A 25131-nucleotide genomic window follows, 5' to 3' on the forward strand; every position below is an offset into this window, starting at 1 on the left:
ACGCGCCTATACCGAGGACCAGGCAGGCGCGCAAGCGGGTTGGTGGCGCAATTTCATCCGGCGCCGCGCGCGCCCAGAAGGGCGTCGATGCTGGTGAACTTTTCGCGCGGCGCACCGTCGCGGGCACGCTCGATTTCGGCCTGCTCGATCCGCTGCCAATCGCGGAAGGTGACCAGATCGACCCCACGTTCGGCGAGCAGCGCATCGAGCCCCGTGCGGCCTTGCTTGCCGCCGTCATCGGGCAGGTCGTTGGCGAGATGCTCGGCGAGCGCATAGCCATCGGGCCGGTTGGTGCCGATCGTTCCCGATGGCCCACGCCGGGCCCAGCCGACCGCATAGAGCCCCGGTGCGATCCGACCATCCTGATTGGCGAAGCGGCCGAGCGCGGCATCGTAGGGAACGCCGTCGATCGGCGGGGTGCGATAGCCGATGCAACTCACCACCAGCCCGGCGGGCACGGCATAGGTTTCGCCGGTGCCCACCGCATTGCCGTCGGAATCGATCCGGGTGCGCTCGACGATGATGCGTTCGACTTTGGCATCGCCTTCGAAGCGCACCGGCCGGGCGAAGAAATCGAACACGATGCCGATCGGCTTGTCCTGCGGATCGGCGGCGAAGCCGCGCAGCAGCGCAACCGACTTGCGCTGGCCGGGTTCGAGCAGCGCGTCGTTGAAGGCAGGCGGGAAGTCGGCGGGGTCGACGCGCGGGCTCGCGCGTTCCAGATGGCCAAGCTCGCCCAGTTCCTTGGGAGTCATCGCGATCTGGTGCGGGCCGCGCCGGCCCAGAATCGTGATCGTGCCGATCGTATGCCGGTCGAGCTGATCGAGCGCATAGGCGACGATGTCGGAGCCCTCGAACTCGGCTCTGGTCTTGGCGAGGATGCGTGCGACGTCGAGCGCGACGTTGCCGTTGCCGATCACCGCCACCCCCGGCCCGTCGAGTGGGGGAGCCAGATCGGCGAAATCGGGATGGCCGTTATACCAGCCGACGAACGCGGCCGAGCCGATGACTCCGGGCAGATCCGCGCCTGGAATGTCAGGGGGGCGATCCGATGGCGCCCCGGTTGCCAGCACGACCGCATCGTAGAGCGTGTGGAGTTCGTCGATCGTCACGTCCTTGCCGACGGTGACGTTGCCGACGAAGCGGACATTGTCGGTCAGCGCGACGCTTTCGTAGCGCCGCGATACGCCCTTGATCGATTGGTGATCGGGGGCGACCCCGGATCGAATCAAGCCGAAAGGCACCGGCAGGCGATCGATGATGTCGACGCGGACGCCGTCGCCGAAGGTCTTCTGGCAGGCCTCTGCGGTGTAATAGCCCGCCGGCCCCGATCCGATCACCGCGACGTGACGCATATTGCAGCCTCCCCTCGTTGGACCACACAGGTCTATCGGGCTCGGCGATGCGTGGGAAGGGCGTCGTGCCGGGCGGCGGCGTATCGACTGCCGCCCGGCGTAACGTGCGTTATTGCGCTTCCGGCGCCGCCGCCGCGGCATTGCTCGGCAAGCCGCCGAGTTGGGTCACCAGCCGGGTGTACGCGTCGAGATAGGCGAGGACGATGACCTGCCCGATCTCGGTATTCTGGTAGCCGCTGGCACCGACCGCGCCGAAGCCGCTCCACCAGTTCGCACGGCCGCTGCCGCTGAAGCCGATGTCGGTCTTGCGGGCATAGCCCTCGGTCAACGCTTCCTCTTCGGTGGTCCGGGCGTTGACGATCGACAGCGTGACGTTGGCTTCCTTCTTCTTCATGTTGATGCCGCCGGCCACCGCACCGATGCCGCCGAGTACGCCCCGCCCGCCGAGCAGGCCGCCCAGCGCGCCACCGATGCTGTTGCCGCCCGAATTGCTGTTCGACGACACGATATCGGGTTCGAGGAAGTAATCGGCGGCACGGACCTGCCCGCCACCGAGATTCGAGCCCGCCTGCAATTCGCCCTGATCGGCAAGCGCGCGCTCCATCGCCCGGCTCTGCATCGAGCGGCCGCGATTGACGAGCCGGAAGCAGCCCGATTGCTGGATGAAGACCTTCAGAATCGCTTCCGGTGAGCCGAGATTGAACTCACGCCACCATTGGTTCTCAGGCTCGACGATCGCAATCGTGCCGAGATTGCGCGTGCAGCGCGGAATTTCCTGCGTACCCTGTGCCTGCGCCTTGCGGCCCGATGATTGTGCCTCGGCGGGGGATACGCCAAAAGCCAGCGACGCCAGGGCTGCGCTGATAGCTAAAATCTTCATATTCCACCTTTGTTGTTGGGTCCTCCCCGTTCACACCTCACCGATCCGAGATCGGCGACCCTATTTTAGCGCTTCCGGGATGGGTTTCGCGTAGCAAGGCAAGGTATAAAATGTAAGATCAATTACGTTTTTGCAGGCGCAGGCAAGGCAGCGATGCCGCGTTGACGCTTTGGCAAAGCCGCGCGCGCCTGCTATCGGCGCGACACCCCTCATTCAGGCAAGAATCGATCCGTGGCCACTCCGCTCGAAAATATCAGAAATTTCAGCATTATCGCGCATATCGACCATGGGAAGTCGACGCTTGCCGACCGGCTGATCCAGGCGACCGGCGGGCTGACCGCGCGCGAGATGAGCGAGCAGGTGCTCGACAATATGGATATCGAGCGCGAGCGCGGGATCACGATCAAGGCGCAGACCGTGCGGCTCGCCTACACCGCGACCGACGGCCAGGTTTACGAACTCAACCTGATGGACACGCCGGGGCACGTCGATTTCGCTTATGAAGTCAGCCGCAGCCTTGCCGCGTGCGAAGGCGCGTTGCTCGTTGTCGATGCCGCGCAAGGAGTGGAGGCGCAGACGCTCGCCAACGTCTACCAGTCGATCGAGCACGACCATGAGATCGTGCCCGTCATCAACAAGGTCGATCTGCCCGCCGCCGAGCCCGACAAGGTCAAGGCCGAGATCGAGGACATCATCGGGCTCGACGCGTCCGACGCGGTGTTGACCTCGGCCAAATCGGGGCTCGGCATCACCGAGGTGCTCGAAGCGATCGTCACGCGCATCCCGCCGCCCAAGGGCGATCGCGATGCGCCGCTCAAGGCGATGCTCGTCGATAGCTGGTACGACCCGTATCTGGGCGTCGTCATCCTTGTTCGGGTGATGGAAGGCACGCTCAAAAAGGGCCAGCAGATCAAGTTCATGCAGACCGGAACGACGCATCTGGTCGACCGGGTCGGTTGTATGCGGCCCAAGATCGAGCAACTCAGCGAACTGGGCGCGGGCGAGATCGGTTTCATCACCGCGCAGATCAAGGAAGTCGCGCAGACCGCGGTCGGCGATACGATCACCGACGCGAAGAAGCCCGCGGCCGAAGCGCTGCCGGGGTTCAAGCAGGTTCAGCCGGTGGTGTTTTGCGGGCTTTTCCCCGTCGATGCCGCCGATTTCGAGAAATTGCGCGAATCGATCGGCAAGCTGCGACTCAACGACGCCTCGTTCAGCTTCGAGATGGAAACCTCGGCCGCGCTCGGTTTCGGCTTCCGTTGCGGTTTTCTGGGTCTGCTGCACCTCGAAATCATTCAGGAGCGGCTGACGCGCGAATATGATCTCGATCTGATCACCACCGCTCCCTCGGTGGTGTATCAGATCGAGTTGACGCATGGCGCGGGCCATATCGAACTCCACAACCCGGCCGACATGCCCGATCCCAACAAGATCGAAACGATCGCCGAGCCGTGGATTCAAGCGGTAATCTACTGCCCCGACGAATATCTCGGCGCGATCCTCAAGCTCTGCCAGGATCGCCGAGGCATCCAGAAAAACCTGACCTATGTCGGCGATCGGGCACAAGTGACGTACGAACTGCCGCTCAACGAAGTGGTGTTCGATTTCTATGACCGGCTCAAGTCGATCAGCCGCGGCTATGCGAGCTTCGATTACCACCAGATCGGCTATCGCGAGGGCGATCTCGTCAAGATGGGAATCCTCGTCAACGCCGAACCGGTCGATGCGCTGAGCATGATCGTTCACCGGTCGACCGCCGAAAGCCGGGGCAGGGGGATGTGCGAGCGGCTGAAGGATTTGATTCCGCGCCACCTGTTCAAGATCCCGATCCAGGCGGCGATCGGCGGCAAGGTGATCGCGCGCGAGACGATCGCGGCGATGCGCAAGGACGTGACCGCCAAATGCTATGGCGGCGATATCTCGCGCAAGCGCAAGTTGCTCGACAAGCAGAAGGAAGGCAAAAAGCGGATGCGCGAATACGGCTCGGTCAGCATTCCACAGGAAGCCTTTATCGCCGCGCTGCGCATGGGTGACGAGAATTAGGGCGGAACCCTGCCGCCATCGGCGGGTTCGCTTACCGACGCGTGACAACAATAACGGGAGAAGAGTGATGCGATTCATTGCAACGACGGGAGCAGCGGCGCTCGCGATGGCATTGGCGGCGTGCTCGGGCGGGACCGCGACGACCAACGATGCCGCGCTGAACGATGCCTCGCTGAGCAGCGACCTCGGCATGGACAACATGGCCGATGGCAACATGATGGCGGCGGGCGGTACCGCGATCGCCCTGCTCAAGACCGCTGATGGCAAGGATGCAGGCACCGCCACGGTGACCGCGGCCGATGGTGCGCTCAACCTCACCTTCAACGCGGTCGGCCTGCCGGCGGGCGCGCACGGGGTTCACATCCACACCACCGGCAAGTGCGATGCACCCAAGTTCGAGACGGCGGGTGGCCATTGGAACCCGGCCGACAGCCATCATGGCGTCAACAATCCCGCATCGCCCAAGCCGCATCTGGGCGATCTGCCCAATATGGACATCGCCGCCGACGGCACTGGAACGCTCAGCGCGACGATTCCCGGCGCGACGCTGGCGGGGCTGCTTGACAGCGACGGGGCGGCGTTCGTCGTCCATGCCGATGCCGATGACCTCAAGAGCGATCCTGCCGGCAACAGCGGCGCACGCATCGCCTGCGGCGTGTTCACCGCGCAATAACGGCCAACCACACGCGTTGACATGAGCCATGCCGCATGATCGGATGCGGCATGGTATCGCTATCGAGACGCGCCGTGCTTGGCGGCATGGCCGCATCGGGCGTCGCGGCCGCCGCGGCGCCCGTATCGCCCAATTGGTCGAGCCTGCGCGGCGCATTTTCGGTTCCCGACTGGTTCCGCGACGCCAAATTCGGCATCTGGGCGCATTGGAGCGCGCAATGCGTGCCCGAAGCGGGCGATTGGTACGGACGGCTGATGTACGTCCAGGGCCATCCGATGTACGCGCACCATCGCGCGCATTACGGCCACCCCGCGGACACCGGCTTCCTCGAGATCGAGAACCGCTGGCACGCCGAGCATTGGCAGCCCGAGGCGCTGGTCGACCTCTACAAGCGCGCTGGTGCCCGCTATTTCATGGCGCTGGGATGCCATCACGACAATCTCGACGCGTTCGACAGCGCGCATCACGCGTGGAACACGCTGCGCGTCGGGCCGAAGCGCGATATCGTCGGCGCGTGGGAGAAAGCGGTGCGCGCCGCGGGGCTTCGCTTCGGAATCAGCAACCACAGTTCGCACGCCTGGCATTGGTGGCAGACCGCTTATGGTTACGACGCCGAGGGCCCGCGTGCCGGTGAGCGTTATGACGCGTTCAAGCTGACCCGTGCAGACGGAAAAGGGCGCTGGTGGGACGGGCTCGATCCACAGGAACTCTATGTCGGGCCCAGCTTCGTGCCGCCCGACGGCATCGCCTCGATCGATGCGATGAACGCGTGGCACGACGTGCATGACGGGCGCTGGATCGAATTCACGCCCCCGGCCAATCCTGCCTTCGCCGCCAACTGGCTCGCACGGCAGAAGGATATGGTCGAGAAATATCGGCCCGACATGGTTTATTTCGACGATAGTGGTTCACCATTCGGAAGCTATGGGATCGAGGCGCTCGCGCATTATTACGCACAGGGGCGCGGTGCCGATGGCGCGCTCGACGTGGTGCTCACCGCCAAGAAGCTCGACGATTATCAACGCGGCGCGTTGGTCGAGGATGTCGAGCGCGGCTTTTCCGATCAGCTGCGGCCCCAGCCATGGCAGACCTGCACGTGCATCGGTGATTGGCACTATAATCGCGCGCGCTTCGACCAGAAAAGTTACGTCCCGGCCGAGCAGGTGGTCCAGCGCCTGTGCGATGTCGTGGCCAAGAACGGCAATCTGCTGCTGTCGATTCCCGTCCGTGGCGACGGCACGATCGACAGCGAGGAAGAGAAGATCGTCGCGGGAATTACCCGGTGGATGGCGCGGAACGGTGAGGCGGCGATCTACGGCTCGCGACCGTGGCACGTCTTTGGCGAGGGCCCGACCGCGGTGCCCAAAGGGGTGATGAACGAGGGCGAGGCCAAGCCCTTCACCGGCCACGACGTGCGCTTCACGACCAAAGACGGCGCGCTCCATGCGATCCTGCTGGCCTGGCCGACCGGACCGGTCACGATCGCCGCGCTCGGGCGCCGTGCTTTGCCGGACGCCATAATCGAGCGCGTAAGCCTGATCGGTGGCGGGCCACTTGCCACCGATCGCGACGATGCCGGGCTTCGGCTGACCCTGCCGCCGGCGGGGGCGGAGGAGATCGTGCCTGTCATCAGGATCGAGGGGCGGGGCCTCGCCGCCGCCTGAGCGTCAGAACAATTCGCCTTGTGCGCCTGCGGGCGGACGAAACAGATCGGTGCGCAGGACGATCCGTTCGTTGGTGAGGCCCGAGCGCTTGCACGCCATCGCGAACCGTGCGCGGATGAGCGCGGCCCATGCGCCCTGGCCGCGCATCCGGGTGAAGAAATCGGGATCGTTATCGCGACCGCCGCGAATCGAGCGGATGATCGCCATCACCTTGCCCGCGCGATCGGGGAAATGCGTCGCCAGCCATGCGCGGAACAGCGGCGCGACCTCATGCGGCAGCCGCACCGGCAGGAAGAAGGCGCCGCGTGCGCCCGCTTCGGCGGCGCGCGCGACGATATGCTCGATCTCATGGTCGGTGATCGCGGGCACGATCGGCGCGATCGACACATAGACCGGCACCCCCGCATCGGCGAGCCGCCGCACCGCCGCCAGCCGCCGCGCGGGCGCTGGCGCGCGAGGCTCGAGCGTCATCGCGATCCGTGGGTCGAGCGAGGTCACCGATACGACCACCGCCACCAACCGCTTGCGCGCCATCGGTTCGAGCAGGTCGAGATCGCGCAGCACGCGATCCGATTTGGTGGTGATCGTCAGCGGATGCTGCGTCTCGGCGAGCAGATCGATGCAGCCGCGGGTGATCCGCCATCTGGCCTCGATCGGCTGATAGGGATCGGTATTGGTGCCGAAGGCGATCGGGCGGACGGCATAGCCGTGCTTCGCCAGCGCCGCGCGCAGCAATGCGGGGCCATCGGGCTTGGCGAACAGCCGGGTCTCGAAATCGAGCCCCGGCGACAGATCGTGATAGGCGTGGGTCGGCCGCGCGAAACAGTAGATGCAGCCGTGTTCGCAGCCGCGGTAGGGATTCACCGAACGGTCGAATCCGATGTCGGGTGACGCGTTGAAGGTGAGGATCGTCCTGGGCTTTTCGACCGTCACGGTCGTGCGTAGCGGGGGCGGGGCGCCGTCGATATTGTCCCGCGCGTCGAGCCAGTCGCCATCGGCCTCGGTTTGCGGCAGATTGAAGCGTGCGCTCTCGCGGTTGAGGGTGGCGCCGCGCACGGCGCGTTGCTTGATCGCCATTGACAGGAGATAGCGCGCCAGTAAGAACATATCAAGAACATATACAGGAGGCCATGATGCCCGCACGGATCAATTATCTCGAACTCCCGGTTGCCGACACCGGGGCCGCAAAGACCTTTTATGGTGCCGCGTTCGGGTGGAATTTCGCCGATTTCGGCCCGACCTATGCCGCCACGACAAGCGGCGACACCGATATCGGGTTTCAGGCCGACCCGACCGAAAAGACGATTGCGGCCTTGCCGGTGATCGAGGTCGACGATCTCGACGCGGTCGAGGAAGCGGTATGGGCGGCAGGCGGGACGATCACCACGCCGACCTTCGCCTTTCCGGGCGGCCGTCGGTTCCATTTTCGCGATCCCGATGGTCACGAACTGGCGGTGATGCAACCACTGGCGGGATAGCGACGGTGTCTGCTATCAATCGGGACTAAGGTGATGGGGGAAGACAGAAAATGGTGCTCTTTCCGGGGGTGTTGCTGGCCGCCGCGCTGATGGCGGACAAGCCGGCCGAGGACCCGCTGCTCAACCTGCGCAAGCCCGAAGCGGTGGCGCAGGCGCTCCAGCAGGCGGGCTACAGGGCCGAGATCAAGACCAGCAGCAAGGGCGACACCTATATCGCCAGCGCGGCGAACGGCCAGAATTTCTCGATCCAGTTCTACGATTGCGGCGACGATGGCTGCAACTCGCTCCAATTCTATAGCTGGTACAAGAAGCAGGATTATTTCTCGCCCGCGCTGACCAACGACTGGAACGCCCACAAGCGCTTCCTCAAGGTCGCGATCGACGATGACGGCGATCTTTCGGAATATCTCGACGTCAGCACGGTGGGCGGGATGACGCAGAAGAATTTCGACGACCTGGTCGACTGGTTCGCAGTGATGGACGCCGAGCTGGCCAAATTTCTTGATGAGCGCAGCGGCAAGGCTTCGACCAAGACCGCGCCGATCAGCACCAGCGACACGACACCGGCGGGCTGATCGGATCACGTGGCCTGAGCGAACGTTCCGAAAGTTCCGGGAAAGCGACATAGCCGCATTCTGGCTTAAAGAGCCGGTCTAAGGATGTGGCGATGCGACAATGCGAAAGAGCGGCTCCACAATTGAGCGCTTGGAACATTATAGGAACTTACCGTTGTAGGACAGGCTTTTCGACCTAGCGCTCGCGCAGGCGCGGCATCAGGTCGACGAAATTGCAGGGCTTGTGCCGGCTATCGAGCTGGTCCTTGAGGATCCCGTCCCAGCCATCCTTCACTGCGCCGGTCGAACCGGGGAGCGCGAAGATATAGGTGCCGCGTGCGACGCCGGCGCATGCCCGCGATTGCACAGTCGAGGTGCCGATCGACTGGAAGCTTAGCCACCGGAACAACTCGCCGAAGCCGGGGATCATCTTGTCGGCGACGCGCTCGACCGCTTCGGGGGTCACGTCGCGCCCCGTCACGCCGGTGCCGCCGGTGGTGACGATACAATCGATTTGAGGATCGTCGACCCATGCGTTGAGGCAGGTAACGAGGGTCTCGACATCGTCAGCCACGATCGCGCGATCGGCGAGGATGTGGCCTGCATTTTCGAGGCGTTCGACAAGCGTGTCGCCCGAGCGGTCGTCCTGGGGGCTTCGCGTGTCGGAGACCGTGAGCACCGCGATCCTGACCGGGAGAAACGCGGCCGTCTCGTCAATCGACACGAGCGGTCATCGTCGCGCGCGGCGTATCGCCCATGCGGATCGCGGTGGCGCCCGCCATGCCGGGGAAGCGCGGCCACATGCCCTGTGCGAGCGCGGCACGGCTCGGCGAGGCCTGCTTCCCGGTCTCGCCCTCGTAGATCCAGTAATTGCGCAGCACCGTCGCCACATAACCGCGCGTTTCCCAATAAGGGATCGATTCGATGTAGAGCAGCGGATCGCCGTTATCGCGCGTCGAGGCGTTCCACGCGGTCACCGGGACCGGCCCGGCGTTATAGGCGGCGATCACCTTGGGCAGCAGCCCGCCGGTCGAGGGCTGATCGCGCAGCCGTTCGAGATAGGATTGGCCGACCTCGATATTGGTCGATGGCCGGGTGAGCGCGACGCGATCGATCACACGGCCTTGGAGCCGGCCGATATCGGTTGCCGCCGCGGGCATGATCTGCATCAGCCCATAGGCGCCCGCTGGGCTCACCACATCGGTGCGGAAGCGCGATTCCTGAAGCGTATGCGCGTAGACCAGCGCCTTATCGACGCGCCAGCCGCCATCGGGCACCCAATCGGGCGCGGGGAAACGCGCCGAGGCCACCGCGGCGGCGCCCTGCGGCGCGTTGTGGGCGAGCCAGAGTTGGGTACTGGCGAGGTTCATCGCGCCCGCAATGTGGATCAGTGCGGCATAATCGCCGGCATCGCCGATCTGTGCCTGATGGCGGATCACTGTGTCGGCGAGGCCGTTCTCGCCGATCTCGACCAGTGCCGCCGCGACCGGCGCGTTGGGGCGGCGCCCGATCTGCTTCCAGTCGGCCGACACGTTGGCGGTCCGAAACAGCGGCGCATTGATCCCAAGCGCCTGCCGCGCGAGCTGGCCGTAAAAGGTCTCGTCATATTGCGCGGCGCCCTGAAGCTGGCCCTGCACCTTATCCGGCCGGCCACATGCCAGGGCGGCGCGCGAGGCCCAATAGAGCCCGGCGGCACGCATGTCCGCATCGCCCGCGCGCATCGCCACCGCCTCGAATGACGTGCCAGCGGCCGTGCAATCGCGCTGGCGCCACGCGGCGAGCCCGGCAACCCATTGCGCCTGCATCCCCCATTCGCCGGGATCGCCGGCGGCCATGGCCGCGACGCGCCGGGCATTGGTATCGTCACCCTGGAGATAATAGATCCACGCCACGCGCTGGCGCCATTCGGTGGTCGCCTCGGGGGTGAGATCCTGCGTTTCGCCGAGCAAGGCTTCGGCGGCGATGCCGTCGTCGGCCTTGATGAACGGCTGCATCTTCTGCGCCAGCGCCGCCGACGCGGTGTCGCTGATCCCCTTCGCGCGGCGCCGCGATGGCGCGCCCGCAACCCAGCGCATGTCATGCAATTCGGGAAGCGGCGGCAGATCGGCGTCGGTCGCCCCGCGCAGCCTGGCGAGCCGCGACAACTGGGCCGCCTGCGGGAGTTCGGGGGCCTCGCGCAGCAAGGTCAGCAACGGTTGGAGCTCGACCTTCGGGCTGCCGGCGGCGGTATAGAGCAGCGCGCGCGCCGTGGCATGGAGCGGCCCCGGCTTCATCGCATCGAGCCCGAGTTGGGCATCCGCCCAGCGTTTGTCGCGGATCGCCGCGAACACCGCGCGATAGCCGTCGCGCTGCTGGGGATCGAGCTGGGCCGGGATCACGCCGCTGCGCCGGGCGTCGGCGCGCGGCAGGCGGGTATCGGCGGCGTCGGCCGGAGAAGCGGCATGTGCGGGCGCAGGAAGCGCGGCGATCGCGCAGATCAGCAACCACCCTCGCATCATGCCAGATCCCCGATCACCAATTGCAGATCTTTCCACGCTTCCGCCTTGCGCGCGGGTTGTTCGAGCAGGAACCGCGGCGGGAAGCTGGCGACTGCCTCCGTTTGTCCGTTGCCGTGGTTAAGTATATGTAAACGCCCGCGTCCCGCAGCCCCGTTGACCCCGAGCAGCGCACGGCTGGCCGCATTGCCCATCAGCAGCAGTCGTTGGGGGCGGCACAAAGCGAGCCGATGACGCGCGAGTTCGGCAAGCCGGGGCGCATGGTCGTCGAGGATCTGGCCCGAAATCGGGCGGATCGCGCACAGCGGGGCGAGGTAGATGTTTGACCGGTCACGCCCGATTGCGGCGAGCATCCGATCGAACAGCGCACCGGCTGGGCCGTCGAGCAGGGTCTCACCGTCGTCGCGCTCGGGCATATCGACCAGAATCGCGAGCGTGGCGGCAGGGTCTCCCGATGCGGCGATCGGGCGGCCGGGCCATCCCGCCTCGGGCGCATCGGGGCCGACACGCCATGCTTCGAACGCCTCGATCGTGTCGGGCAAGGTCAAGGGCGCGGCGGGAGGGGGCGCGGCGGCGATAGTGGCCGAGCGTGGTTCGACAGCAAGCGGTTCGCGTAGCCACGCGCGCGGCGTATCGTCAACCAGCGTGTCGACGCCCGCCTCGTGCCACCAATCGAGCGCACTTGCCGTCGCGCGCCGCCAGTTTATGGTCTGATCTGCCCCCATGTCCCGATCAATAGAGTCACCGGTTGACGAGCCGGTCAATTGACGGGCAGTGACCCTCGGACAGAACGTTGCTGCAACGCGACGAGCGCAGCCCGGCAGTGCGGTGTGGAGAGATTTGGTGAGCGAACGTGAATCGATGCCTTACGATGTGGTGATCGTCGGCGCAGGTCCTGCGGGGCTCGCGGCGGCGATCCGGCTCAAGCAGCGCGCGAACGACGCGGGGCGCGAGCTGTCGGTCTGCATCCTCGAAAAGGGCTCCGAGGTCGGCGCGCATATCCTGTCGGGTGCGGTGGTCGATCCCAAGGCGCTCGACGAATTGCTGCCCGAATGGCGCAGCATGGGCTGCCCGCTCGCCGCAACGCCGGTGACCGAGAACCATCACTGGATCCTGAGCGAAACGCGCAAGCGCGAGATGCCGCATTTCCTGCTGCCGCCGCTGATGAGCAACAACGGCACCTATACCGGAAGTCTCGGTAATCTGTGCCGCTGGCTGGCCGAGCAGGCCGAAGGGCTGGGGGTGGAGATTTTCCCCGGCTTCGCGGCGGCCGAGATCCTGTTCAACGACGATGGATCGGTAAAGGGAGTCGCGACCGGCGACATGGGCGTTGCGCGCGACGGCACGCACAAGCCCGATTACCAGCCCGGGCTTGAGTTGCACGCCAGATACACTTTCCTGGCCGAAGGCGTGCGCGGGCACCTTTCCAAGCAATTGATCCGCCAGTTCGATCTGGCGCGCGACAGCCAGCCGCAGGTTTATGGGCTGGGGATCAAGGAATTGTGGGACATCGCGCCCGACAAGCACGTGCCGGGGCGCGTGATCCACACCCAGGGCTGGCCGCTGGGCGAGGACGCCAATGGCGGGGGCTTCCTGTATCATCAGGCCGGCGGGCAGGTCGCGCTGGGCTTCGTCACCTGGCTCAATTACCAGAACCCCTATCTTTCGCCGTTCGAGGAGATGCAGCGCTGGAAGACGCATCCCGCGATCCGTGCGGTGCTCGACGGCGGCAAGCGCGTGTCGTACGGCGCGCGCGCGATCAACGACGGCGGGTGGCAATCGGTGCCCAAGCTCGTGTTTCCGGGCGGCGCGCTGATCGGTTGCTCGGCGGGGTTCGTCAACGTGCCGCGGATCAAGGGATCGCACACCGCGATGAAGACCGGGATGATGGCCGCCGATGCCGCGTACGAGGCGGTCGAGGCCGACCGCGCGCATGACGAACTCGCCGCTTATCCCGCCGCGTACGAGAAGAGCTGGGTCTACAAGGAGCTCAAGAAGGTCCGCAACGTCGTGCCGCTCGTCAAGAAATACGGCGATTTCCTTGGCTCGGGGCTGGCCGGGATCACGATGTGGGCCGAGCAACTCGGTATCACCATGCCCTTCACGATGGGGCATCACCCCGATCATGAGAGCCTGTGGCGCAAGGATCTGGTACGCAAGATCGCCTATCCCAAGCCCGATGGCGTGATCAGTTTCGACCGGCTGTCGTCGGTGTTCCTGTCCAACACCAATCACGAGGAGGACCAGCCGGTTCATCTGACGCTGCGCGACCCCGACATCCCGGTCGATTACGACCTGCCGATGTATGACGAACCCGCGCAGCGTTATTGCCCGGCGGGCGTTTACGAGATCGTGGGCGAGGAAGAAGGCAATCCGAAATTCGTGATCAACGCCCAGAATTGCGTCCATTGCAAGACGTGCGACATCAAGGACCCGACCCAGAACATCAACTGGGTGGTTCCCGAAGGCGGTGGAGGCCCCAATTATCCGAACATGTAAGGTCGCGCTGATCGCGGCATCGCTTGCCGTTCCCGCCGTCGCGATACCGGCGGCGGCAAGCACGCGCCCGGCCGACCTTTCCGATTACGTCAAGGCGCGTGCCGCCGATGCCGATGGCGATGCGCGCCGGGCCGCCGCTGGCTATGGCGCCGCACTGACGGCCGCGCCGGGCAACGCGCTGGTCGCGATCCGCGCCTATCGCGCAGCGATGGAGGCGGGCGACGTGACGCTCGCCGATCGCGCGTTGACGGTGCTCGAACAGGCCGATGTCGCGCCGACCGACGGCGCGCTGTGGCGGCTCGCCGCTGCCGTGGCGGCGCAAGACGACAAGGCGGCAAGCCGCGCGACCGAGGCGTTGCAGCGCGGGCCGCTGGCGTTCACGATGCCGATCGTGAAGGCCTGGCAGGCGATGGGGCGCAAACGCGATCCCTTTCCGGCGCTGGCAACGGGAACCGATAATCCACTGTTCAAGCGGTATGAGAGCGAAAATCACGCGTTGCTGCTGATCGCGCGCGGCCATGTGGCGGACGGCGTGGCGGCGATCCGGGCGGTGTCGAGCCTCGATCGATCGGGCGTCGATACGCGGATCTCCGCCGCCCGCCTGCTGATCGGCGCGGGCCATGCCGAGCAGGCGCAGGCGCTGCTTGCCGGCCATGATCCCGAAGTCGCCGCGGTTGCGGCCGGGTTGAAGGGGGCCAGGCCCTCGTTCGGGTTCGGGGTATCGCAACTCTTCGCGCGGCTTGCCGACGATCTCGCCGCTGGCGACCCCATTCCCTTGTCGCTGGTACTCGCGCGGGCGGCATTGCGCGCCGATCCCGCCAACGATCGGGCACGGCTGTTGCTGGCGGAGTCGTTGAGCGATCTCGGCGAAACGGCACTCGCGCTCGAGGCGCTCGATGCGGTCGATCCCAATGGCGCGTTCGGCCCCGCGGCGGCCGACGCACGGGTGAGCGTGCTCGCCCGCGCGGGCGACGATGCCGAAGCCCTGGTCGCGGCGGCGGCGCTGGCCGAAGCGCCCGATGCCGGGGTCATCGCGATCCAGCGCTATGGCGACCAACTCGTCGCCGCCAAACGCTATGCCGAGGCCGCAGGTGTGTATGACAGCGCGATTGCGCGCGCGGGCGATCGTGCGACCTGGTTGTTGTGGCTCCAGAAGGGCGGAGCATACGAACAGGCCGGCGATTGGGCCAATGCCCGGCCCGCGCTCGAAAAGGCGCTCGAACTGGCACCGGACGAGCCGATCGTGCTCAATTATCTGGGCTATTCATCGCTGGAGAATGGCGGCGATCCGGCCAGCGCGCTGGCGCTGGTCGAGCGGGCGCATGCGCTTGAGCCCGACGATCCCGCGATTACCGATTCTTTGGCCTGGGCGCATTTTCGCCTCGGCGATATCGCGACGGCGTTGCCGCTGCTTCAACAGGCAGCGAAAAAATCACCCGCCGATGTCGAGATCAACGAGCATCTGGGCGACGCTTACTGGCAGGCCGGCCGCGAATTTGAAGCGCGCTACGCCTGGCGGGCCGCGGCGATCTATGCCGAGGGCGACGATGCCACGCGGCTCGCCGACAAGCTCGCGGCGGGCTTGCCCGCACAGGAGCGTGCGGCGCGGTGATCGTCGAACCCGCGCCGGCCAAGATCAATCTCGCGCTCCACGTTCGCCATCGCCGGCCGGACGGCTATCACGCGATCGAGACGCTGTTCGCCTTTGTGCGCGATGGCGATGTGGTGCGCCTCGAACCGGCGGACTCGACGCGCCTGACGATCACCGGGCCGTTTGCGGCGGGGCTTTCGACCGAGGAAAACCTTGCGCTCGCGGCGGTCGCGGCGTTTTCGGGCGCATTTGGCGCGTGCGGGCCACTCGCGATCGAGCTCGACAAACGTCTGCCGGTCGCTTCGGGGATCGGCGGAGGGTCGGCAGATGCCGCCGCAACGCTGCGCGCGCTGGCACGATTGAAGGACGTTGCGCGCGACGATCCGCGGTTGATGGCGTGCGCGGTCGGGCTGGGCGCCGACGTGCCCGCCTGCCTCGCCGGGCGTACCGCGTTGGGCTCCGGGCGCGGCGACGTACTTGCGCCCGTCGATAGCTTGGCGGGGACGCCGGTGCTGCTCGTCAATCCGCGCGTCGCGGTTTCGACAGCGGCCGTGTTCGCGGCGTGGGATGGCCGCGATTCGGGGCCGATCGCGGACGGCGGATTGCTGGAACGCGCGGTGGCGAGCGGTAACGATCTCGAAGCGCCGGCGCGTGCGATCGCGCCTGTCATCGTTGACGTACTGACGGCGCTGGACGATGTCGGCGCGCCGCTGCTTGTGCGGATGTCGGGTTCGGGCGCGACCTGCTTTGCGCTCTATGCAAGCGCGGAGGATCGCGCGATCGCCGCCACCGCGATCCGTGCGGCGTACCCCAACTGGTGGTGCCTCGAAACGGCGCTGGCGTAAGCGGAACGGCGCGCTGCCGCAGCCGTTTCGGTGCCCGTGACTTTCGCGCGCATCTCCGGCAACAGCGGCATCATGATCCGAACCATATTTGATGGCCCGATCGCGACAATCGTGCTCGACCGGCCCGCCGCGCGTAATGCGATTGCGATCACGGCGTGGCACGCGCTGGCCGACGCCGTGGCGGCATTGCCCGATACGACGCGGGTTGTGCTGCTCACCTCGGCGGTCGACGGCATCTTCTCGGCGGGGGCCGACATCACCGAATTCGGCGCGTTGCAGACCGATCCGGCGGCGCGCGAGCGCTTTCGGGTGGCGATGCGCGTGGGGATAGAGGCGGTCGCGCGCGCGCCGATGCCGGTGATCGCGGTTGTCGACGGCGCGTGCTTTGGCGCGGCGGTCGCGCTGGCGCTGGCGTGCGACATTCGGGTGGCGGGCGATGGCGCGCGTTTTGCCGTGACACCGGCCAAGCTGGGCATCGGCTATCCGGCCAAGGATGTCGCGCGGCTGATCGCCCATATCGGCAAAGGGCAGGCGAGCCGGATGCTGTTTTCGGCCGATGCGGTGGAGGCCGACGAGGCCCGTGCGATCGGCCTTGCCGACCTGCGCGCGCCCGATGCCGCCATCGCCGCGCGGGCGCTTGCCGATCGGATCGCGTGTCATGCGCCACAGGCGGTGCGCGACCTGAAGCGTGTGCTTGCCGACCCGGCCGATCCCGAACACACCGCCGCGTTCGACGCCGCATTTGAGGGCGATGCTTTCGCGGCGGCTTTTGCCCATTTCACCCGGAGCCGCTCATGAGCCAGCCGACGATCCTCGATGGCGATGCCGATATCCTGTTGCTGTGCGATCATGCCTCGAACGTGGTGCCTGAAGGCATTACGCTCGGCATCGCCCCAGACTTGCTCGATCTCCACATCGCGGTCGATATCGGCGCCGAGCCGCTGACCCGCGCGCTGGCCGAACGACTCGATGCGCCGGCGATCCTCGCCACGGTGTCGCGCCTCGTGATCGATCTGCATCGCGAGCCCGATCACCCCGCGCTGATCCCGACCGCGAGCGACGGGCACGCCATTCCGGGCAATAGAGCGGCCGATCGCGACGAGCGGATCGACCGGTTCCACCGCCCCTATCACGAGGCGCTCGCGCGGCTGATCGACGCCAGGGCGCCCAGATTGCTGGCCTCGATCCACAGCTTCACCCCGCAGCTCGAACAGGGTGGCGCGCCGCGGCATTGGGAGGCGGGGATTCTCTATAATGCGGACGATCGCGCGGCGCGGGTCGCGATCGACCTGCTGCGCGCGCGACGACTCGAGATCGGCGATAACGAGCCGTATTCGGGCAAATTGCTCAACGCGACGCTCAACCGGCACGGCGAGGCGCGCGGGTTGCCCTATCTGGCGATCGAAGTGCGTAACGATCTGATTTCAGACGCTGCCGGGGTGTGGCGATGGACCCAAATCCTGAGCGAAATTATCGCCGAAACGCGTAACAGGGTTGCGTAGGACAGCGCGTTCGGGAAATAGGCTGTCGCCATGACCCGTCAATTCGATAAATCCCGCTTGCCGAGCCGCTATGTGTCGGTCGGCCCCGAACGTGCGCCGCAGCGTAGCTATTATTACGCGATGGGCATTCCCGAGGAAGATATCGCCAAGCCTTTCGTCGGATTGGTGAGCGCCGGAAACGACAGCGCGCCGTGCAATATCACGCTCGATATGCAGGCCGACGCCGCGCGGGCGGGCGTGTTCGCGGGCGGTGGACTGCCGCGTCGGTTCAACACCATCACCGTCACCGACGGGATCGCGATGGGCCATCAGGGGATGAAGGCCTCGCTGGTGAGCCGCGAAGTGATCGCCGATTCGGTCGAGCTTTCGGTGCGCGGGCATTGCTACGACGCGCTCGTCACCTTTGCGGGGTGCGACAAATCGCTGCCCGGCATGATGATGGCGATGCTGCGGCTCAACGTGCCGTCGATCTTCGTCTATGGCGGCTCGATCCTGCCGGGCCATTTCAAGGGCGAAGACGTGACCGTGATCGACGTGTTCGAGGCGGTTGGCCGGCATGCCGCAGGCGGGTGTCCGTTGCAGGAACTGATCGCGCTCGAAAAGGTCGCGTGCCCCGGCGCGGGTGCGTGCGGCGGCCAATATACCGCCAACACGATGGCGTGCGTGGGCGAGGCAATCGGGCTGTCGCTGCCCAATTCCAATATGATGCCTGCGCCCTATGCCGATCGCGCGGCGCTCGCGGTAGCGGCGGGCGAGCAGGTGATGGAACTGGTCGCGCGCAATCTGCGCCCGCGCGACATCTGCACGCGCGCGGCATTCGAGAATGCCGCCCGGATCGTCGCGGCCACCGGCGGCTCGACCAACGCGGCGCTCCATCTGCCCGCGATGGCGAGCGAAGTGGGGATCGAGTTCGATCTGTTCGACGTCGCCGAGATATTCAAATCAACGCCTTATATCGCCGACTTGAAACCGGGTGGCAGATATGTCGCCAAGGACATGTACGAGGCGGGCGGCGTCTACATGCTGATGAAGACGATGCTCGCCGAAGGACTACTCGACGGCAATTGCATGACCGTCACCGGCAAGACGCTGGGTGAGAATATCGATCAGGTGACGTGGAACCCCGACCAGAAGGTGATCCGCGACGCCAAGACCCCGATCACGCCGACCGGCGGGGTCGTGGGGCTTCGCGGCACGCTGGCGCCCGACGGCGCGATTGTGAAGGTCGCGGGCATGCATCGGCTGCGCTTCGAGGGGCCGGCGCGGGTGTTCGATTGCGAGGAAGAAGCGTTCGAGGCGGTTGAGAATCGCGAGATTGCCGAGGGGTCGGTGATCGTGATCCGTTACGAAGGCCCCAAGGGTGGCCCGGGGATGCGCGAGATGCTCGCGACCACCGCGGCACTGTACGGGCAGGGGATGGGCGAGAAGGTCGCGCTTATCACCGATGGCCGTTTTTCGGGCGGCACGCGCGGCTTCTGCATCGGCCATGTCGGCCCCGAGGCGGCCGATGGCGGCCCGATCGCGCTGGTCGAGGATGGCGACATCATCCTGATCGACGCGACCGAGGGGGTGATCGACCTCCAGGTCGCCGACGACGTGCTCGCCGAGCGCCGCACGCGCTGGCAGGCGCGGACCAACGATTACGGATCGGGGGCATTGTGGCGCTATGCGCAGAATGTCGGCCCGGCCTATAAAGGCGCGGTCACCCATCCGGGAGCCCGAGCCGAAACCCATGTCTACGCGGATATCTGAAGGCAGAGATCGCATTTCTCCGCTGTTGGGGGCGGGGGCAGCTATAGTGTTCGCGCTGGGCGGGTGCGGGCAGGCGGCGCCCGACTCGCCGGCGCCGCAGCCTGCCGAAACCGGTGCATCCGGCGCGGCGAGCGGCAATCACATCGCTTGCGCGCCCGAAGGTGCGGCCGGGTTCAGCACGGTCTGCACGCTGGAGCGGGAGGGCGATGTCCTTGTCGTCCGCAATCCCGACGGCGGCTTTCACAGACTGAGTATCGGCGAAGATGGCAGCATCACGGCCGCCGATGGCGCCGAAGCGGCCGGGGTTACAGCGCTCGCCGGCAACCAGATCGAGGTCATGATCGGCGGCGACCGCTATCGCTTGCCCGCCACATCATGACGCCGCTTGCCGGTCTCTCCGTACTCACCGCAGCAGAGATGCGCGCGGCCGAGCAGCGGGTGATCGACGCGGGCGATTCGGTGGCGGCATTGATGGAGCGCGCGGGGCGCGCGGTGGCGGGCGCGGTGGCGCGGCTGGGGTCGCGCGGGCGCGTGCTCATCCTGTGCGGGCCGGGCAACAACGGCGGCGATGGCTATGTCGCCGCGCGCCATCTCGCCGGGATGGGGTTGGACGTGCAGGTGGCCGCGAGCGCCGACCCGGCAACCGATGCAGCGCGACAGGCGAGGGCGGCATGGTCCGGCACGGTGGTGCCGATCGCCGCGGCCGTGCCCGCGCCGGTGCTGGTCGATGCCTTGTTCGGAACCGGGCTCAAGCGTCCCCTCGATCCGGCGCTCGCCGCGCGGCTATGCACGCTGGCGGCGGCGGCGCGGCTATCGGTCGCGGTCGATCTGCCGAGCGGGGTCACCACCGATAATGCGCGCGTGTTGGGCGATGTTCCGGTGGCCGATGTGACACTCGCGCTTGGTGCTCCCAAGCCGGCGCATTTGCTCCAGCCCGCCGCACGGCATTGCGGCAGGATACGCGTGCTCAATATCGGAATCGATGCGAATAGTGCGCTGCATGTGCTTGAAAAGCCTTCCCTGCGGATACCAGACCACGATTCGCATAAATATACGCGCGGGATGGTCGCGGTGGTCGGTGGCGCGATGGCGGGGGCATCATTGCTGGCGGGCGAAGCAGCGATGCGCGTCGGCGCGGGCTATGTCGCGCTGATCGGCGGCGAGGGGGGCGGGCCACATGCGCTGGTCCACAGGCCGTTCGACGATGAAGCGCTTGCCGACGGTCGGATCGGGGCATTGTTGATCGGGCCGGGGCTTGGCCGGGGTGGCGAAGCCGTGCGACGGTTTGATCGCGTACTCGCTACGCCGCACGCGCTGGTGATCGACGGCGATGCGCTGCATTTGTTGCAAGACCGGAAAGCCGATCTCAAGCAACGCGGGGTGCCGGTGATCCTTACCCCCCATGCCGGGGAGTTCGACGCCTTGTTCGGCAACGGCGCGGGCAGCAAGGTCGAGCGTGCGCGTGACGCCGCGCGTGACATTGGCGCGGTCGTGGTGTTCAAGGGCGCCGATACCGTGATCGCGGCGCCCGACGCCCGCGCCTGCATCGCGCCCGCCGCCAATCCATGGTTGTCGACCGCGGGCACTGGCGACGTGCTGGCCGGGGCGATCGCGGCGCTGCTGGCCGGCGGTATGGCGCCGTTCGACGCGGCCGCGGCGGGGGTATGGCTGCACGCCGATGCCGCGCGGCGCCTTGGTGCGGCCTTCATTGCCGACGATCTCGCGATCATGTTGACCGAATCGAGAGCATCCTTGTGACCGACGAAGCGATCGTGCGCGTTGCCGCGCGCGGCGACGGCATGACCGAGAGCGGCCGCGCGGTGCCGTTTGCCGCGCCGGGCGACAGGGTGACACCGACCGGCCAGGTGATTGCGGGGCCGCATCACCAGACGCCGCCGTGCCAACATTATCCGCGCTGCGGGGGGTGCCAGCTCCAGCATCTCGATGATGCGAGCTATGCGCGCTATCTGGTCGAGCGGATCGAGGGGGCACTGGCCGCGCACGGCCTCAGAGCCGAGATCCGGCCGCCGCTGCTGTCACCCGATCATAGCCGCCGCCGCGCCGCGCTCCACGCCGAGAGGCGCGGGCGCCAGATCTGGATCGGTTTCACCGAGGCGCGCAGCCATGCGCTGGTCGATATCGACCAATGCCGGGTGCTCGCGCCCGACCTGTTCGCGCTCGTCCAGCCGTTGCGTGGGTTGCTCGCGGCGATCCTGCCCAAGGCGCGCCGCGCCAATCTGACGCTCACGCGCACCGATCAGGGGATCGAGGTGTTGATCGACGGCGTCACCGCCGAGGGGCTGGCCGCCGCCGAGGGGCTCACCGCCTTTGCCGAGCGCCACAGCCTCGCACGTCTGGCGATCGACAGCGGATACGGCCCCGAAACGCGTTGGGAACCCGATCCGGTGACGATCACGCTCGGCGGCGTGCCAGTGCCGTTCCCGCCCGCCGCCTTTCTGCAGGCGACGCCCGAGGGCGAGGCGGCGCTGATCGCGGCGGTGCGCGAGGCGATTGGGCCTGCCGCGACGACGGCTGACCTGTTCGCGGGCCTCGGCACCTTTGCGCTGTCGATCCCCGGCAAGGTATACGCCGCCGAAGCCGCGCGCGACGCCAGTTTGGGGCTCAAGGCGGCCGCCGCGCGGGCGCAGCGCCTGGTGTTCGTCGAGCATCGCGATCTGTATCGCCGTCCGCTGACCGCCGACGAACTCGGCCGGTTCGAGGCGGTGGTGCTCGATCCGCCGCGTGCGGGCGCGCGCGATCAGGCAAGTATGATCGCGCGATCCACGGCACCGAGAATCGCTTATGTCTCGTGCAATCCCAGTACCTTCGCGCGCGACGCCAAGGAAATGGTCGAGGGCGGCTATGAGCTGGATTGGGTCCAACCGGTCGGGCAGTTCCGTTGGTCGACGCATGTCGAACTGGCGGCGAGGCTCAGCCGTCAGGGATAATCGGCGCGGACGAAGTATAGCCCATCGGGGGGCGCGTTGAGCCCCAGCGCGGTGCGGTCGCGTGCGGCGAGCGCGGCGGCGATATCATCGGGGGTCCACTTGCCTTCACCGACCAGCGCGAGACAGCCGACCATCGAGCGCACCTGATGGTGGAGAAACGAACGTGCCGACACATGGATCTCGATCGTGTCACCATCCTGACGCACGTCGAGCCGATCGAGCGTCCGCAACGGGCTGTTGGCCTGGCAATGCGCCGAGCGGAAGGTCGTGAAATCGTGTCGGCCCAGCAGCTTGGCGGCGCCTGCTTGCATCGCGCGACAATCGAGCGCGACGGGGATGCGCCAGGCCAATCGCTTGTCGAAGGTCAATGGCGCGCGGCGAGTGACGATGCGATATTGATAATGCCGCGCGATGCACGAGAAGCGCGCGTGCCAATCGTCGGGCACGATGTCACAGCCGAGGATCGCGACCGGCGCGGGGCGCATCACCGAATTGAGCGCCTCCATCAGCCGAAACGGCGTGAAGGCGCGCGCGATATCGAGATGGGCGCGCATCCCCAGCGCATGAACCCCGGCGTCGGTGCGCCCCGCGGCGTGCACCACCACATCCTCTTGCGTGATCGTGTGCGCCGCGTCCTCGATCGTCTGCTGGACGCTGGGGCCATGCGTCTGACGTTGCCAGCCCATGAAGGGCGCGCCGTCATATTCGATCGTGAGCGCGAATCGCGTCACAGATTCGTGCCGACAGGGATAGCGAAGCCGCGCAGCAGTTCATCGGCGCTCATCACGCCGCGGCCCGCGCGCTGGACGAGGATCGGTTCGATCGCGGCGGTGGCACAGGCGATCGTCAGTTCGCCATCGATCACCATGCCCGGTGCGCCGGTGCCGTCGGCCATCGCCGCCGCGAGCACGCGGATGCGTTCGCCGCCATGGTCGAACCACGCCCCCGGTGGGTTGAACGCGCGGATCTGTCGTTCGACTTGTACCGCTGGTTGCGCGAAATCGAGTCGCGTCTCGGCCTTGTCGATCTTGGCGGCGTAGGTGATGCCGCCCTCGGCCTGTGGATGCGCGGGATATGCGTCGAGATCGCGCAGCACCTCAACCATCAGCGTCGCGCCCATCGCGCTGAGTTCCTCGGTAAGGGCGCCCGCGGTCTTGCCCTGAATCGGAGTGCGCCCCTCAAGCCGCACCGGCCCGGTATCGAGCCCGGCCGCCATCTGCATGATCCCGACCCCGGTTTCGGCATCGCCGGCAAGGATCGCGCGCTGGATCGGCGCGGCGCCGCGCCAACGCGGCAACAGCGAGGCATGGACGTTGAGGCAGCCGTGGCGCGGCGCATCGAGCACCGCCTGCGGCAGGATCAGCCCATAGGCCGCGACCACCGCGACATCGGCATTGAGCGCGGCCAGCGCGGCCTGTTCTTCGCTTGCTTTCAGGGAGATCGGCGAACGTACGGCGACCCCGAGCGCGGTGGCGCGTGCCGCGACGGGCGAGGGCACCAGCTTCTTGCCGCGCCCCGCGCGTCGGGGTGGCTGGGTGTAGGCCGCGACGATGTCGTGCCCTGCCGCGACCAGCGCGTCGAGCACCGGTACCGCGAAATCGGGCGTTCCCATGAAAATGATCCGCATGACAGTCCTGTCGCCGCTTGGCAGGGGCGGGCGCAAGCCCTTATCTAGCGTGCTTATGGCATCCCCAGAAATCGAGGCGTTGACGCAAGCGCTCGCGCGGCTTCCCGGGCTTGGCCCCCGATCGGCCCGGCGCGCCGTTTTGCACCTGCTCAAGAAGCGCGCCACCGCGCTCGAGCCGTTGCGGGCGGCGTTGGAGGCGGTCGATCAGCGGCTCGCGACCTGTGCGGTCTGCGGCAATGTCGATACGGTCGATCCGTGCGGGGTGTGCGCCGATCCGCGCCGCGATGCGCGCGCATTGTGCGTGGTCGAGGATGTCGCCGACCTTTGGGCGCTCGAACGCTCGCGGCTGTTTCCCGGCAAATTCCATGTGCTGGGCGGTCGGCTCTCGGCGCTCGAAGGCGTGCGGCCCGAGGATCTGACGATCGATGCGCTCGTCCGCCGGATCGAGGCAGGAGGAATCGACGAGGTCGTGCTGGCGATGAACGCCACGCTCGAGGGCCAGACCACCGCGCATTATATCGCCGAACGGATCGAGCGGTTTCCGGTGCGCGTCACTCAATTGGCGCATGGCCTGCCAGTGGGCGGCGAACTCGATTATCTCGACGAAGGCACGCTGGCGCAGGCGCTCCGGGCGCGACGTCCTGTCGCTTGACGTTAGCGCGCGCGCAACCTAGCTGACCGAATCATGGCCGTGCTCGATATCCTCGAAATCCCCGATCCGCGGCTGCGTGCCGTGGCGAAGCCCGTCGCGCAGGTGGACGATGCCGTCCGCACGCTGATCGATGACATGTTCGACACGATGTACGACGCGCGGGGGATCGGCCTTGCCGCGACCCAGCTCGGGATCGAGCAGCGGGTGCTCGTCATCGATCTCCAGGAACGCGAGAGCGACGAAGAAGGCAAGGAAAGCGAGCCGGTTCGCGACCCGCAGGCATTCGTCAACCCCGAGCTTCTGTGGGTGAGCGACGACGTGTCGGTCTATAATGAGGGCTGCCTGTCGATCCCCGAGCAATATGCCGAGGTCGAGCGCCCCGCGCGCTGCCGCGTCAAATGGCTCGATCGCGACGGCGCGGCGCACGAGCAGGAATTCGACGGGCTGATGGCGACGTGCATGCAGCACGAGATCGACCATCTGAACGGCGTGCTGTTCATCGACCATCTCTCGCGGCTCAAGCGCGACATGGTGGTCAAGAAACTCACCAAGATGCGCAAGAACGCTGCGTAA

Annotated in this window: 24 protein-coding genes; 16 read left to right on the forward strand and 8 right to left on the reverse strand. The window is 66.6% G+C overall.

Features of this window, described 5'->3' with window-relative positions:
• Positions 1-53: 53 nt before the first annotated feature.
• Positions 54-1355: an FAD-dependent oxidoreductase gene (locus NFE57_RS10215; RefSeq protein WP_252135477.1), complete on the reverse strand. Its 1302-nt coding sequence runs from the start codon at positions 1353-1355 to the stop codon at positions 54-56.
• 109 nt (positions 1356-1464) lie between these two features.
• Complete coding sequence (locus NFE57_RS10220) at positions 1465-2235, reverse strand: CsgG/HfaB family protein (RefSeq protein WP_252135478.1); 771 nt, start codon at positions 2233-2235, stop codon at positions 1465-1467.
• A 231-nt stretch (positions 2236-2466) separates the two neighbouring features.
• Here NFE57_RS10220 and lepA point away from each other — a divergent pair, with 231 nt between their 5' ends.
• The 3 genes from lepA to NFE57_RS10235 all read left to right on the forward strand — a co-directional run bounded on the left by lepA (position 2467) and on the right by NFE57_RS10235 (position 6615).
• On the forward strand, positions 2467-4278 hold the full coding sequence (gene lepA / locus NFE57_RS10225; protein ID WP_252135479.1) for a translation elongation factor 4: 1812 nt from the start codon (positions 2467-2469) through the stop codon (positions 4276-4278).
• 67 nt (positions 4279-4345) lie between these two features.
• The gene (locus tag NFE57_RS10230; RefSeq protein WP_252135480.1) at positions 4346-4951 is read left to right on the forward strand and encodes a superoxide dismutase family protein; all 606 of its coding nucleotides are present in this window, start codon (positions 4346-4348) and stop codon (positions 4949-4951) included.
• A 50-nt stretch (positions 4952-5001) separates the two neighbouring features.
• Positions 5002-6615, forward strand: a complete 1614-nt coding sequence (locus NFE57_RS10235; RefSeq protein WP_252135481.1) for an alpha-L-fucosidase — start codon at positions 5002-5004, stop codon at positions 6613-6615.
• Positions 6616-6618: 3 nt separating this feature from the next.
• Here the strand turns inward: NFE57_RS10235 and NFE57_RS10240 are convergent, their stop codons facing one another.
• The gene (locus NFE57_RS10240; protein WP_252135482.1) at positions 6619-7692 is read right to left on the reverse strand and encodes a PA0069 family radical SAM protein; all 1074 of its coding nucleotides are present in this window, start codon (positions 7690-7692) and stop codon (positions 6619-6621) included.
• Between the two features lie 56 nt (positions 7693-7748).
• On the opposite strand from NFE57_RS10240, the gene NFE57_RS10245 reads away from it, so the two are divergent.
• Together NFE57_RS10245 and NFE57_RS10250 are read left to right on the forward strand one after the other, a co-directional pair.
• Positions 7749-8093, forward strand: coding sequence for a VOC family protein (locus tag NFE57_RS10245; protein ID WP_252135483.1), 345 nt, complete (start codon positions 7749-7751; stop codon positions 8091-8093).
• Positions 8094-8143: 50 nt separating this feature from the next.
• Positions 8144-8668 carry a YbjN domain-containing protein gene (locus NFE57_RS10250; RefSeq protein WP_252135484.1) on the forward strand — a complete coding sequence of 175 codons (525 nt, stop codon included), beginning with the start codon at positions 8144-8146 and terminating at the stop codon, positions 8666-8668.
• A 175-nt stretch (positions 8669-8843) separates the two neighbouring features.
• On the opposite strand, the gene moaB is transcribed toward NFE57_RS10250, so the two are convergent.
• Genes moaB through NFE57_RS10265 form a run of 3 tightly spaced genes read right to left on the reverse strand, consistent with a single transcriptional unit; the run spans position 8844 to position 11867 of the window.
• Positions 8844-9371, reverse strand: coding sequence for a molybdenum cofactor biosynthesis protein B (gene moaB, locus NFE57_RS10255; protein WP_252135485.1), 528 nt, complete (start codon positions 9369-9371; stop codon positions 8844-8846).
• Entirely contained in the window at positions 9361-11145 is a 1785-nt protein-coding gene (locus NFE57_RS10260; RefSeq protein ID WP_382280287.1) for a lytic transglycosylase domain-containing protein, read from the reverse strand. The genes moaB and NFE57_RS10260 overlap by 11 nt, the downstream gene beginning before the upstream one ends.
• A complete protein-coding gene (locus NFE57_RS10265; RefSeq protein WP_252135486.1) occupies positions 11142-11867 on the reverse strand; it encodes a uracil-DNA glycosylase family protein in 726 nt (241 codons plus the stop codon). The genes NFE57_RS10260 and NFE57_RS10265 overlap by 4 nt, the downstream gene beginning before the upstream one ends.
• 118 nt (positions 11868-11985) lie before the next feature.
• On the opposite strand from NFE57_RS10265, the gene NFE57_RS10270 reads away from it, so the two are divergent.
• From NFE57_RS10270 to NFE57_RS10310, 9 genes are all read left to right on the forward strand, one after another.
• Positions 11986-13641, forward strand: coding sequence for an electron transfer flavoprotein-ubiquinone oxidoreductase (locus tag NFE57_RS10270; protein WP_252135487.1), 1656 nt, complete (start codon positions 11986-11988; stop codon positions 13639-13641).
• Positions 13613-15253, forward strand: coding sequence for a tetratricopeptide repeat protein (locus NFE57_RS10275; RefSeq protein WP_252135488.1), 1641 nt, complete (start codon positions 13613-13615; stop codon positions 15251-15253). The genes NFE57_RS10270 and NFE57_RS10275 overlap by 29 nt, the downstream gene beginning before the upstream one ends.
• Entirely contained in the window at positions 15250-16077 is an 828-nt protein-coding gene (locus NFE57_RS10280) for a 4-(cytidine 5'-diphospho)-2-C-methyl-D-erythritol kinase (RefSeq protein ID WP_252135489.1), read from the forward strand. The genes NFE57_RS10275 and NFE57_RS10280 overlap by 4 nt, the downstream gene beginning before the upstream one ends.
• A gap of 72 nt (positions 16078-16149) precedes the next feature.
• Positions 16150-16875 (forward strand): enoyl-CoA hydratase/isomerase family protein, encoded by a 726-nt coding sequence (locus tag NFE57_RS10285; protein ID WP_252135490.1) that lies wholly within the window; start codon positions 16150-16152, stop codon positions 16873-16875.
• A complete protein-coding gene (locus NFE57_RS10290) occupies positions 16872-17579 on the forward strand; it encodes an N-formylglutamate amidohydrolase (protein WP_252135491.1) in 708 nt (235 codons plus the stop codon). Before NFE57_RS10285 ends, NFE57_RS10290 begins: the two co-directional genes overlap by 4 nt.
• A 30-nt stretch (positions 17580-17609) precedes the next feature.
• Entirely contained in the window at positions 17610-19331 is a 1722-nt protein-coding gene (gene ilvD / locus NFE57_RS10295) for a dihydroxy-acid dehydratase (protein ID WP_252135492.1), read from the forward strand.
• Positions 19332-19377: 46 nt separating this feature from the next.
• Entirely contained in the window at positions 19378-19710 is a 333-nt protein-coding gene (locus tag NFE57_RS10300) for a hypothetical protein (RefSeq protein ID WP_252135493.1), read from the forward strand.
• Positions 19707-21089, forward strand: a complete 1383-nt coding sequence (locus NFE57_RS10305) for an NAD(P)H-hydrate dehydratase (RefSeq protein ID WP_252135494.1) — start codon at positions 19707-19709, stop codon at positions 21087-21089. Before NFE57_RS10300 ends, NFE57_RS10305 begins: the two co-directional genes overlap by 4 nt.
• Complete coding sequence (locus NFE57_RS10310) at positions 21086-22279, forward strand: class I SAM-dependent RNA methyltransferase (protein ID WP_252135495.1); 1194 nt, start codon at positions 21086-21088, stop codon at positions 22277-22279. The genes NFE57_RS10305 and NFE57_RS10310 overlap by 4 nt, the downstream gene beginning before the upstream one ends.
• Here the strand turns inward: NFE57_RS10310 and truA are convergent.
• Positions 22270-23010, reverse strand: coding sequence for a tRNA pseudouridine(38-40) synthase TruA (truA, locus tag NFE57_RS10315; RefSeq protein ID WP_252135496.1), 741 nt, complete (start codon positions 23008-23010; stop codon positions 22270-22272). The genes NFE57_RS10310 and truA overlap by 10 nt on opposite strands.
• Positions 23007-23906 carry a methionyl-tRNA formyltransferase gene (gene fmt / locus NFE57_RS10320; RefSeq protein WP_252135497.1) on the reverse strand — a complete coding sequence of 300 codons (900 nt, stop codon included), beginning with the start codon at positions 23904-23906 and terminating at the stop codon, positions 23007-23009. The genes truA and fmt overlap by 4 nt, the downstream gene beginning before the upstream one ends.
• Before the next feature lie 55 nt (positions 23907-23961).
• Here fmt and recR point away from each other — a divergent pair, with 55 nt between their 5' ends.
• Positions 23962-24558 (forward strand): recombination mediator RecR, encoded by a 597-nt coding sequence (gene recR / locus NFE57_RS10325; RefSeq protein WP_252135498.1) that lies wholly within the window; start codon positions 23962-23964, stop codon positions 24556-24558.
• 33 nt (positions 24559-24591) lie between these two features.
• Entirely contained in the window at positions 24592-25131 is a 540-nt protein-coding gene (gene def / locus NFE57_RS10330) for a peptide deformylase (protein ID WP_252135499.1), read from the forward strand.

This window comes from Hephaestia sp. MAHUQ-44 (assembly GCF_023806085.1).
Taxonomy (GTDB): domain Bacteria; phylum Pseudomonadota; class Alphaproteobacteria; order Sphingomonadales; family Sphingomonadaceae; genus Sphingomonas.

What these genes read in the sequence shown, in the direction of transcription:
- NFE57_RS10215 (WP_252135477.1), bottom strand. Translation starts at nt 1,355, where the DNA reads ATGCGTCACGTCGCGGTGATCGGATCGGGGCCGGCGGGCTATTACACC.
- NFE57_RS10220 (WP_252135478.1), bottom strand. Translation starts at nt 2,235, where the DNA reads ATGAAGATTTTAGCTATCAGCGCAGCCCTGGCGTCGCTGGCTTTTGGC.
- NFE57_RS10230 (WP_252135480.1), top strand. Translation starts at nt 4,346, where the DNA reads ATGCGATTCATTGCAACGACGGGAGCAGCGGCGCTCGCGATGGCATTG.
- NFE57_RS10235 (WP_252135481.1), top strand. Translation starts at nt 5,002, where the DNA reads ATGGTATCGCTATCGAGACGCGCCGTGCTTGGCGGCATGGCCGCATCG.
- NFE57_RS10240 (WP_252135482.1), bottom strand. Translation starts at nt 7,692, where the DNA reads ATGGCGATCAAGCAACGCGCCGTGCGCGGCGCCACCCTCAACCGCGAG.
- NFE57_RS10245 (WP_252135483.1), top strand. Translation starts at nt 7,749, where the DNA reads ATGCCCGCACGGATCAATTATCTCGAACTCCCGGTTGCCGACACCGGG.
- NFE57_RS10250 (WP_252135484.1), top strand. Translation starts at nt 8,144, where the DNA reads ATGGTGCTCTTTCCGGGGGTGTTGCTGGCCGCCGCGCTGATGGCGGAC.
- NFE57_RS10260 (WP_382280287.1), bottom strand. Translation starts at nt 11,145, where the DNA reads ATGATGCGAGGGTGGTTGCTGATCTGCGCGATCGCCGCGCTTCCTGCG.
- NFE57_RS10265 (WP_252135486.1), bottom strand. Translation starts at nt 11,867, where the DNA reads ATGGGGGCAGATCAGACCATAAACTGGCGGCGCGCGACGGCAAGTGCG.
- NFE57_RS10285 (WP_252135490.1), top strand. Translation starts at nt 16,150, where the DNA reads ATGATCCGAACCATATTTGATGGCCCGATCGCGACAATCGTGCTCGAC.
- NFE57_RS10290 (WP_252135491.1), top strand. Translation starts at nt 16,872, where the DNA reads ATGAGCCAGCCGACGATCCTCGATGGCGATGCCGATATCCTGTTGCTG.
- ilvD (WP_252135492.1), top strand. Translation starts at nt 17,610, where the DNA reads ATGACCCGTCAATTCGATAAATCCCGCTTGCCGAGCCGCTATGTGTCG.
- NFE57_RS10305 (WP_252135494.1), top strand. Translation starts at nt 19,707, where the DNA reads ATGACGCCGCTTGCCGGTCTCTCCGTACTCACCGCAGCAGAGATGCGC.
- fmt (WP_252135497.1), bottom strand. Translation starts at nt 23,906, where the DNA reads ATGCGGATCATTTTCATGGGAACGCCCGATTTCGCGGTACCGGTGCTC.
- recR (WP_252135498.1), top strand. Translation starts at nt 23,962, where the DNA reads ATGGCATCCCCAGAAATCGAGGCGTTGACGCAAGCGCTCGCGCGGCTT.
- def (WP_252135499.1), top strand. Translation starts at nt 24,592, where the DNA reads ATGGCCGTGCTCGATATCCTCGAAATCCCCGATCCGCGGCTGCGTGCC.